10 protein-coding genes and 1 other annotated feature are annotated in these 9,614 nt (G+C 49.6%); of the genes, 9 read left to right on the forward strand and 1 reads right to left on the reverse strand.

Going from position 1 to position 9,614, the window contains the following annotated elements; all coding sequences use genetic code 11:
• Window positions 1-21: 21 nt before the first annotated feature.
• The 7 genes from ytxC to VFK44_05550 all read left to right on the forward strand — a co-directional run bounded on the left by ytxC (window position 22) and on the right by VFK44_05550 (window position 6,934).
• A complete protein-coding gene (ytxC, locus tag VFK44_05520; GenBank protein ID HET7627832.1) occupies window positions 22-825 on the forward strand; it encodes a putative sporulation protein YtxC in 804 nt (267 codons plus the stop codon).
• A 308-nt stretch (window positions 826-1,133) separates the two neighbouring features.
• Window positions 1,134-3,074: a threonine--tRNA ligase gene (thrS, locus tag VFK44_05525; GenBank protein ID HET7627833.1), complete on the forward strand. Its 1,941-nt coding sequence runs from the start codon at window positions 1,134-1,136 to the stop codon at window positions 3,072-3,074.
• Between the two features lie 94 nt (window positions 3,075-3,168).
• Window positions 3,169-4,812, forward strand: coding sequence for an AarF/UbiB family protein (locus VFK44_05530; protein ID HET7627834.1), 1,644 nt, complete (start codon window positions 3,169-3,171; stop codon window positions 4,810-4,812).
• 62 nt (window positions 4,813-4,874) lie between these two features.
• Window positions 4,875-4,997: a sequence feature (ribosomal protein L20 leader region), on the forward strand.
• Window positions 4,998-5,048: 51 nt separating this feature from the next.
• A complete protein-coding gene (gene infC, locus VFK44_05535) occupies window positions 5,049-5,561 on the forward strand; it encodes a translation initiation factor IF-3 (GenBank protein HET7627835.1) in 513 nt (170 codons plus the stop codon).
• Window positions 5,562-5,620: 59 nt separating this feature from the next.
• A complete protein-coding gene (gene rpmI / locus VFK44_05540) occupies window positions 5,621-5,815 on the forward strand; it encodes a 50S ribosomal protein L35 (GenBank protein HET7627836.1) in 195 nt (64 codons plus the stop codon).
• Window positions 5,816-5,830: 15 nt separating this feature from the next.
• Window positions 5,831-6,190 (forward strand): 50S ribosomal protein L20, encoded by a 360-nt coding sequence (gene rplT, locus VFK44_05545; protein ID HET7627837.1) that lies wholly within the window; start codon window positions 5,831-5,833, stop codon window positions 6,188-6,190.
• A 165-nt stretch (window positions 6,191-6,355) separates the two neighbouring features.
• Window positions 6,356-6,934, forward strand: coding sequence for a VTT domain-containing protein (locus VFK44_05550; GenBank protein ID HET7627838.1), 579 nt, complete (start codon window positions 6,356-6,358; stop codon window positions 6,932-6,934).
• Between the two features lie 219 nt (window positions 6,935-7,153).
• On the opposite strand, the gene VFK44_05555 is transcribed toward VFK44_05550, so the two are convergent.
• Window positions 7,154-7,540 (reverse strand): sigma-w pathway protein ysdB, encoded by a 387-nt coding sequence (locus VFK44_05555; GenBank protein HET7627839.1) that lies wholly within the window; start codon window positions 7,538-7,540, stop codon window positions 7,154-7,156.
• A 134-nt stretch (window positions 7,541-7,674) separates the two neighbouring features.
• Here VFK44_05555 and VFK44_05560 point away from each other — a divergent pair, with 134 nt between their 5' ends.
• Window positions 7,675-8,166, forward strand: coding sequence for a dUTP diphosphatase (locus tag VFK44_05560; GenBank protein HET7627840.1), 492 nt, complete (start codon window positions 7,675-7,677; stop codon window positions 8,164-8,166).
• 48 nt (window positions 8,167-8,214) lie between these two features.
• The gene (locus tag VFK44_05565; protein ID HET7627841.1) at window positions 8,215-9,282 is read left to right on the forward strand and encodes a M42 family metallopeptidase; all 1,068 of its coding nucleotides are present in this window, start codon (window positions 8,215-8,217) and stop codon (window positions 9,280-9,282) included.
• The last annotated feature ends 332 nt before the right edge of the window (window positions 9,283-9,614 follow it).

A 9,614-nucleotide genomic window follows, 5' to 3' on the forward strand; every position in this document is an offset into this window, starting at 1 on the left:
AGGACTGTCATTTTGATTGTCATGGAAATGGGGGACCGGTTTTCGGCTCAAGGGCTGTACAACCTTCTTACCCGTTGCGCGAATATTCGCAACAAATGTTTTCGCCTTGCTGAAACGCGCATTTATATCGATTCCAACCAAGTTTCCGAACTTGCAGTCGTATTGACGGACTATGTAATCGCCACGAAAGAAGTTGATTGGCTCCGGGAACTAATCGAAAACACTTTTTATTATCAAGATCCTGACGAACAACAACAAATACTTGAGATCGCCCAGTCGATCATCCAAGGCGAAAAACCGGATTTGCCAAGGTTGAAAGATCTTTCTTCAAGAAGGGACATTCTTGTTCAGACGTTTGCCGAGTTCCTCGAACAATCGCCTGCGTTTCATTACGATTCGTTTTTGCTTTTTCGGCTCAAACGTTATCGCGATTGTCTCGAACAGTACATTGAAGTTGCGATCGACGAATATAAATTGGAGCAAGAATATCAAAATTTCGTCGAAACGTTCCGGCGCCTGCTGCGAGGACGCCCTTTTCATTGCAGAGAAGTTCATCTCGTGTATGAGAATGACTTCGCTTTATACGATGAATGTTATCGGCGAATCAACGAACGAGCGCTGCGGGAAAGTTTTCATAATATCTTGAGGCAAGGGGCGGGGGTTGAAATCGAGCCGTCGGTGCTCATTACCCTCATTGCTCTGTCGCCGGAGACGATTTATTTATATACCGAACAATTGCAGGCCGGCATGGTGAAAACAATTGAAAACGTGTTTCAAGAACGTCTCGTCGTCCGCCCGGAACTGTCCTTGCCTTTTCACTCTTGATTTTTTCCGCAAAACTTTCTATAATAACGTACATACTCCCAATAGGAAAAGTGATGATAAGGACAAGGGTTTGATGGTCCGGTTTTCAGAGAGGGAAGGCAAGGCTGCAACCTTCCTAACGCGGAATTCAAGCTCACCCCCTTTGAACTCCGGCGGGGAAACGACAGTATCCGTCGGCGGGACAACCGTTATTTGGATCATGAGCCGTACAAGGATCATCCTTGTGCAGGAAATCAGGGTGGAACCGCGAGCAACGCTCGCCCCTTTCGGGGCGGGCGTTTTATTTCTTTTAAAGGAGAGTGAATGAGATGTCCGAACAAGTGCAAATTACGTTTCCCGACGGTGCCGTAAAAGCATTCCCCCGAGGAGTGACGACGGCGGAAATCGCCGGATCAATCAGTTCCGGATTGAAAAAGCAGGCGGTTGCCGGGAAATTCAACGGTGAACTCGTCGATCTTCATCGTCCGCTCGAGGACAGCGGGAAGATCGAAATCATTAAACTCGATTCCGAAGACGGACTGGAAGTGATGCGTCATACGGCGACGCACGTTATGGCGCAAGCAGTTAAGCGTCTGTATAACGACGTGCATCTCGGCGTTGGTCCGGTCATTGAGGAAGGCTTTTATTACGACATTGAGATGCCGGAATCGCTGACACCGGACGATCTCGAAAAAATTGAAAAAGAGATGAAGAAAATCATCGACGCGAATTATCCGGTCCAACGCAAGGAGGTGCCGCGGGAAGAAGCGGTCGCGTTGTACAAAAAAATCGGCGATCCGTTGAAGCTTGAGCTGATCGAGGCGATTCCGGAAGGGGAAACGGTCACGATTTATGAGCAAGGCGAATTTTTCGATTTGTGCCGCGGTCCGCACTTGCCTTCGACGGGGAGGATTAAAGCGTTCAAATTGCTCAGCATTGCTGGTGCGTATTGGCGAGGGGACAGCGACAACCAAATGTTGCAGCGCATTTACGGTACGGCGTTCGCGAAAAAGTCGCAGCTTGACGACCATTTGAAAGAACTTGAGGAGCGGAAAGAGCGCGATCACCGCAAACTGGGCAAACAGTTGGAGTTGTTTGCAATCTCTCCGGAAATCGGGCAAGGGTTGCCAATCTGGCTGCCAAAAGGGGCGACGGTTCGCCGCATCATCGAGCGTTACATTGTCGATCTTGAAGAACAGCTCGGCTACCGCCACGTGTATACCACTCATTTGGCAAACGTAGAATTGTACAAGACAAGCGGCCACTGGGACCATTATCAAGATGACATGTATCCGGTAATGAAAGTGGATAATGAGGAGCTTGTGCTGCGACCGATGAACTGTCCGCACCACATGATGGTGTACAAGAACGATTTGCACAGCTACAGGGAGCTTCCGATTCGCATTGCCGAGCTCGGAACGATGTACCGGTACGAAATGTCGGGAGCGCTTGCCGGTTTGCAGCGCGTCCGTTCGATGACGCTCAATGACTCGCACATTTTCTGCCGTCCGGATCAAATGAAGGACGAGTTCATCAATGTCGTGAAGCTGATCCAGAAAGTGTATCGCGATTTTGGCATTGAAGATTATTATTTCCGCCTCTCCTATCGCGATCCGGCTGACAAGAAGAAATACGTCGACAACGACGAAATGTGGGAAAAGGCACAAGCGATGCTGAAGGAAGCCATGGATATGCTCGAACTAGACTACATGGAAGCCGAAGGCGAGGCGGCGTTTTACGGACCGAAACTTGACGTGCAAGTCCGTACGGCGCTCGGCAAAGACGAGACGCTTTCGACGGTACAGCTCGATTTCCACATGGCAAACCAATTCGATTTGTCCTACATCGGGGAGGACGGGAAAGAACATCGCCCGGTCATCGTTCACCGCGGCGTCGTGTCGACGATGGAACGCTTTGTCGCTTTCTTGATCGAAGAATACAAAGGAGCGTTTCCGACGTGGCTCGCCCCTGTTCAAGCAAAAGTAATTCCAGTCGCTGCCCGCGCGCACCTCGAATACGCCCGAAAGGTGCAAGAACAGTTAAGGAATGCCGGTGTCCGCGTGGAAGTCGACGAGCGCGACGAAAAAATCGGCTATAAAATTCGCGAAGCGCAAACGAAAAAAATCCCGTACATGCTCGTTGTCGGCGATCAAGAAATCGAAAGCGGCGCCGTCAACGTCCGCAAATACGGCGAACAAAAATCGGAAAGCGTGGCGTTGGAGCATTTTGTTGGAAACATCAAGCAAGAAATCGATGATCGCATCGTATGAATCAGAGGAGAGTCGTATCCAAGGATACGGCTCTTTCGTTTACGTGCGTCTGAATGCGGGAAAGGAGTAAAAAAAACATAGGGTGGGGCATGCCGTGAAAACGAATGCGTTTTACCGAATCTACAAAATCGTTTCGATGGCCGTCCTTTTTTTGTTTCAGGTGATCTGGTTCGAAAAGCGTCATCGGATTTGGAACGAGAAAAGTGAGACAGACTGGGAAAATTTAATGAAGCGGCAAGCAGTCACGTATAAAAATACGGCGATTGAACTGGAAGGGTTGTTGATTAAACTCGGTCAATTCATGAGCGCCCGGGCCGACTTGCTTCCGCGGCCGTTCATCGACGAACTCGAAGGGCTCGTCGACAAGGTTCCGTCTTTGCCGTGGAAAGAGGCGAAAGAAACGCTTGAACGCTCATGGGATTGTCCTTACCGTGAACTCTTAAGTGAAATCGGTGAACAGCCGGTCGCTTCAGCTTCTATCGGGGAAGTGTACAAAGGGCGTTTGTACGACGGATCGGAAGTGGCGGTGAAAATTCAGCGGCGGGAAGTCGCAAAAATCATGCATATCGATTTTAAAGCGGTTCGGATCGTCGTTTGGCTCATCAAACGCTTGACTTCGTTCGGGAGAAAGATGAATATCGACGGTGTGTTTCGTGAACTCGTCGAGGTTACGCAAGCGGAACTCGATTTTCGTAAAGAATTGGAGAATGCGGCCTATTTCCGGGAGGCGTTTGCGGAAAATGAGTCCGTATACATCCCGAGGTGTTACGAACAATACAGTACGAAAATGGTGCTCGTCATGGAATGGGTAGACGGTGCGCGCGTTTCTGATCGTGATTATTTGCAAAGGTACCGTATCGATGCTGATCGGCTCGTAAACACGGTAATTGAATGTTTTTTGAAACAGATTCTCGAACTCGGAAAATTTCATGCCGACCCGCATCCCGGGAACATGCTCGTTCAAGCGGACGGCACGCTCATTTTAATCGATTTCGGGATGGTGAGCACCATCCGGCGCTCCGACGTAAAATCGATGGTTTCCCTTATTCAAGGACTGCTTTTCGAAGATTTCGGCAAAGTGTTCAAAGCGATGAATGAACTCGGATTTCTGCTCGCTTCTGCAGACGAAAGGGAGCTTGAGAACGGCATTCGCACTTTGCTGGATCTTTACGGGAACCGTGCCGGCAAAATGATGAACAAAGAGTTGCTCGAAGAAATTTTAACGGAAATCACGGAATTCATCCATCGGCAACCGATTCAAATGCCGAGTGAATTTGCCTTTCTCGGCAGGGCGGTATCCGTGTTAATCGGCGTATTGTATCGCGTCACTCCGGAAATCGATTTTGTCGAAAGCGCACGTCCCGTTTTGCTTAAATGGATGGATCGCCACCACTCCATGCGTGAGACGGCGGCCGATTACGTGAAAGACTGGACGAAACCGCTCGTGGAATTGCCGGCTTCCTTGCAAGCTTTTTTGTTGGCGCCTTCCCGCCGCATCGATTGGGAAAAACGAAAAACACGCGAACGTTACAAGCACGAAATGTTCATGAGCGGCAAACGGTTTGCGGGCACGACTTTTTTACTCAGCCTCACCGCATTGTTCGCGGCAAAGCTTGTTCATGCAGGAACGTTGTCCGCTGGATGCGGGGGGGTCGCTGCGGCTGCGTGGGTTTATTACGTCGTTCTGTCGGTGCGGCAGTCAAGATGGTGTCGCAAGGTTCGCGATGAAAACAACTAATCGGTGCAGGTTTGACATTACGATGCTCGCGTGATAAGATTGTACACGAATTTAAATATCCTTGAACCAAGCAGAAGCACCCGCTTCTCACCTGACTGACGCCCTTCGCGGTTGTCGGCTGGTACCGAACGATCGTACGATAGAACAAGTGTGGGTGTTGTATGCACTCACGCTTTTTTTGTTCGGATAGACAGCGGTGAACATCGAATCGGAGGTGGCTTATAATTAGTAAGGATATGATTGTGAATGAGGGCATTCGTGCCCGCGAGGTCCGTTTGATCGGACCGAACGGTGATCAAGTCGGAATCAAGTCGAAAAGAGAGGCTCTCGAGATGGCGCGCAACGCCAACTTGGATCTCGTCATGGTGGCTCCTAAGGCAAAACCGCCGGTTTGCCGGATCATGGATTACGGAAAATACCGCTATGAACAGCAAAAGAAAGATAAGGAAGCGCGGAAGAAACAAAAAACGATCACCGTTAAAGAAATTCGCCTAAGCCCGAAGATTGAGGAACACGACTTCAACACAAAGCTGCGCAATGCGCGGAAGTTTCTCGAGAAAGGCGACAAAGTGAAGGCGAGCATCCGTTTCCGCGGACGGATGATCACACACTCGGAAATCGGACGCGACGTATTGCTTCGCATGGCCAAAGAATGTGATGATCTTTCCGAGATCGAGCACAAGCCGAAAATGGACGGACGAAGCATGTTTTTGATTCTTGCGCCGACAAGCGACAGCAAAGACAACTAACATGAGCATGGCTGCCAATCATTAATGCAGTTGGCCAAACGGAATAGGAGGGTACAAACATGCCGAAAATGAAAACGCACAAAGGGGCCGCGAAACGTTTCAAAACGACCGGAAGCGGAAAAGTGAAGCGCAATCATCGCGATTCCAACCACTACTTGAGAAACAAATCGCCGAAACAAAAGCGGAACAATCGTCATGGTGCACTTGTGGCGAAAAGTGACGAGAAAAACATTAAAGAATTGCTGAACAGCTAAGAGGAGGTTAGATCGATGCCAAGAGTTAAAGGTGGATATGTAACGAGACGCCGTCGTAAAAAAGTGCTGAAGTTGGCAAGAGGCTATTTCGGCGCAAAGCATAAATTGTTCAAAGTAGCGCAACAGCAAGTATTTAAATCGATGCAGTACGCTTACCGCGATCGTCGCCAGCGCAAGCGCGACTTCCGTAAGTTGTGGATCGCGCGGATCAACGCAGCGGCGCGCAACAACGGCATTTCCTACAGCCGTTTGATGTACGGGTTAAAACAAGCCGACGTACAAATCAACCGAAAAATGCTCGCCGACCTTGCCGTTCACGACGAAAAAGCTTTCGCTGAGCTGGCAAACAAAGCAAAGGAAAAATTAAACGCGTAACCTTGAACGAAATGCTGACTGGACCGGTTGTTAACGAACGGTCCAGTCAGTTTTTCTATGCGCTCTATGCATGACATCGTCCGGCGATCTTATGATTGGGTACCGCGGTCCTGTCATAAAGGCTCGTCTTATGTCATATTATAGGATCGAGAGGAGGCGTTCCGGATGGATAAGGTGTCCGCGGTGTTCGTCCATCTTTTGCAAACGAGCGGGATGTTTGCTCCATTCGCTTTTATCTTGCTTCATCTTGCCCGGCAATTTGTCTTCGTCCCGGTCAGTTTGATTTGCATGATCGGCGGCGTTTTTTTTGGCGCGGTGTACGGAACGGTTTATTCAGTCATTGGACTGACCTTGGCCAGCATTTGTTTTTATTTTTTTTTCAAAAGATCTCCGGCTTTTTTCAAGAAACTCGGCAAGTGGAAAAAGAAAGCGTTCAGAAACCGTCGTCCGTTGTCTTTCGGGCAAATGGCGATTTTGCGGTTGATTCCTTTCGTTCACTTTCATCTCATTTCGCTCTGCATCATCGAAGCGGCTTCCGGTTTTAAGGACTACACGAAGCATTCTTTCTACGCCAACGTCCCGCTCGCGTTTTTTTATACGGCTTGCGGCCAATGGATCGGCCGTTTGTCGCCGGAAACGATCCTTGTTGTGTTCGCGGTCCTTTTCGTTCTGTTTTACTTGTTGCGGAAGCGTGAATGGATCGTAAAGTGGGATGATTTTTTTCATTACGAAAAGGCTTCTTAGCCTGACGGAGCGCTGCCGGAAAAGGTATCGAGCGCATTACAAACAACCTTGCTTCAAACGGAATCGTACGGAGACCGTTGAGGCAAGGCTTTTTTGATTTGATCGGAAATCGGGGATCGGAACTTTCGGTTGTTCGCATTTCGAGCGGGACGTTAAGGGTCAGGGAAAATCAGAAGTGACTTATGTGTTTTCTCGCAACCTTACGGGCTGGGCCAAATTTCAGCGATGTTTTAAAAAATCGTCGACCGGGCTTTGCCATTCGATGTCGGCATGCGGGTAGATGGCGTAAATTTCTTTTTCGATCGCATAAAAGTCTTCTCGCTGCAACCCGAACAGGCTTCCCGCGTCGACGATTCGCATGATGATTGATGAGACGACGAACGCGTTCTCTGAGTTCCCGACATACTTCTCTCCTTCAAAATCTACGCCCTTATAAGTGATAAACATGTTTTTCCTTGCATCTTTCGGGTCGTCCAGCATGGAGAATTGTTTCTTCCGCCGGGCCGCTTCCCATTTGCGTTTCGGATCTTTCGCGTATTTCCAGGCGCTGTATACGAGGATGGCCAAGGCGGACAAGAACAGCAAACGAAACATCCATACGATCAATGGAAGTCACCTCGATTTTATGAGCTTCACACGAACAAAAAGATGCCCGATTCTCTATACTTACGAATCCGCACGTAAAAAGTTTCGGTCGATGTTATAATGAATGTACAATCTTTCGGAAAGGACGACAAGGGATGAACGGATTGGACGTAAAACGGTTGTTGCAGATGCAAGCCAAACTGGACGACCATATTGAGCGGGAACACGGGCTCAAAGAAGTGGACACGACGGAAGAAAAACTGCTTGCTCTGCAAGTGGAACTTGGGGAACTGGCGAACGAAACGCGCTGCTTCAAATTTTGGAGCTTGAAACCAGCTTCGGATCGCAATGTCATTTTGGAAGAGTACGTGGACGGCCTTCATTTTATTTTATCGCTCGGTCTTTCTTTCGCTTACGATTGGAAGCCTGAATCGGTTGAGGGCGAGGAAACGCTCGTTTCGGCATTTTTGCGAACGTTCGAACGCATTGCCGCATTCCGGAACGCGCCGACGGAACACCATTACAACGTATTGTTTTCAACTTACTTAATGCTCGGCGAGCAGCTCGGTTTTTCCGGAGTCGATATTCAATCGGCTTACGAAGATAAAAACGCGACCAATCACGAAAGACAAGAACAAGGATACTAAGTTTTGTACGTACATACGACGGAAAGGGGAATCGTCTTGGACAGCCAGATGCGAATGTTAAAGGATTTGACGGATGCGATCGGCGTTTCCGGAAATGAACGCGATGCGCGGGAAGTGATGAGAAAATATATTGAACCGTACGTGGATCACGTGGAAACGGACAATCTCGGAAGCTTGGTGGCGGTAAAAAAAGGGCGGGTCGACGGGCCGAAAATCATGATCGCCGGACATCTCGACGAGGTCGGGTTTATGGTGACGCAAATCGACGAAAACGGCTATTTGCGGTTTCAAACGATCGGGGGATGGTGGTCGCAAGTGATGCTTGCGCAGCGCGTCGTGGTGCAGACGAGCGATCATGGCGAAGTGCCGGGCGTGATCGGCTCGAAACCGCCGCACATACTATCTTTGGAAGCACGCAAGAAAGCGGCGAATATGGAGGACATGTTCATTGACGTCGGGGCGGAGGACCGCGCGGAAGCCGAGGCGTTCGGTATCCGTCCAGGCGACTCGATCGTGCTGGCACCGCAGTTCACGGTGATGAAAAACGAGAAATACCTTGTCAATAAAGCGTGGGACAATCGGATTGGGTGTGCACTTGCGATCGACGTATTGAAAAACTTGCAAGGCGTCGATCATCCGAATGTCGTGTACGGGGTTGGAACGGTGCAAGAAGAAGTGGGATCGAGGGGGGCAAAAACGTCGGCGCGGTTGATTGGACCGGATATCGGTATTGCTGTCGACGCCGGCGTAGCCGGCGATGTTCCGGGCATCAGCGAGAAAGATGCGATGGGAAAATGCGGGAAGGGTCCGCAAATCGTCATGTATGAAGCGACACTCATTTCCCATAAAGGGTTGCGCGATTTTGTCACCGGCCTAGCCGATGAAATGGGCATTCCTTTCCAATACGACGTGATTAAAGGCGGATTTACTGACGGCGGGGCGATTCATTTGACGGCGGCCGGCGTTCCGGCGCTCACGCTCTCCGTTCCGACGCGGTATTTGCATACCGGCGCCTCAATGCTGAACACGGATGATTACGTTCAAGCGGTTCGTCTCGTGACCGAACTCGTGAAACGGCTTGATGCGAAAACCGTGCATGAAATCACGTACGCTTAACAGACGAAGTCGGTGTCACCAAAAGCCTGGTTTTTGGTGACACCTTGATTATGAAATTATCGCTCACCTGTGTGCTTATTTTCTTTAAAAATCCAGTTTTCCGATGAAATCGCGCATGAGAAGCGTTATCTTGCGAAACTAAGCGAATTCCAACGCTGATTTTCACTTTTTAAGGAAAATAGCGTTCCTAGTGATCGATGCGCGCCTAGCGAAGCTAGGCATAACTAGCCGGTGGAAGTCCGGTCGAGGTAAGGGTCAAGCCGCCTCGTAGCTAGCAGGCAGGCATGGGAGAAATCCGATGATCTGAAGCCCTGCGAAAAGCGATGCCCTGC

The organism is Bacillales bacterium (assembly GCA_035700025.1).
Classification (GTDB): domain Bacteria; phylum Bacillota; class Bacilli; order Bacillales; family DASSOY01; genus DASSOY01.

Bases quoted from the DNA above. Each gene is read 5' to 3' on its own strand.
- ytxC (HET7627832.1), top strand. From the start codon at position 22: ATGGAAATGGGGGACCGGTTTTCGGCTCAAGGGCTGTACAACCTTCTT.
- thrS (HET7627833.1), top strand. From the start codon at position 1,134: ATGTCCGAACAAGTGCAAATTACGTTTCCCGACGGTGCCGTAAAAGCA.
- infC (HET7627835.1), top strand. From the start codon at position 5,049: ATGATTGTGAATGAGGGCATTCGTGCCCGCGAGGTCCGTTTGATCGGA.
- rpmI (HET7627836.1), top strand. From the start codon at position 5,621: ATGCCGAAAATGAAAACGCACAAAGGGGCCGCGAAACGTTTCAAAACG.
- rplT (HET7627837.1), top strand. From the start codon at position 5,831: ATGCCAAGAGTTAAAGGTGGATATGTAACGAGACGCCGTCGTAAAAAA.
- VFK44_05550 (HET7627838.1), top strand. From the start codon at position 6,356: ATGGATAAGGTGTCCGCGGTGTTCGTCCATCTTTTGCAAACGAGCGGG.
- VFK44_05560 (HET7627840.1), top strand. From the start codon at position 7,675: ATGAACGGATTGGACGTAAAACGGTTGTTGCAGATGCAAGCCAAACTG.
- VFK44_05565 (HET7627841.1), top strand. From the start codon at position 8,215: ATGCGAATGTTAAAGGATTTGACGGATGCGATCGGCGTTTCCGGAAAT.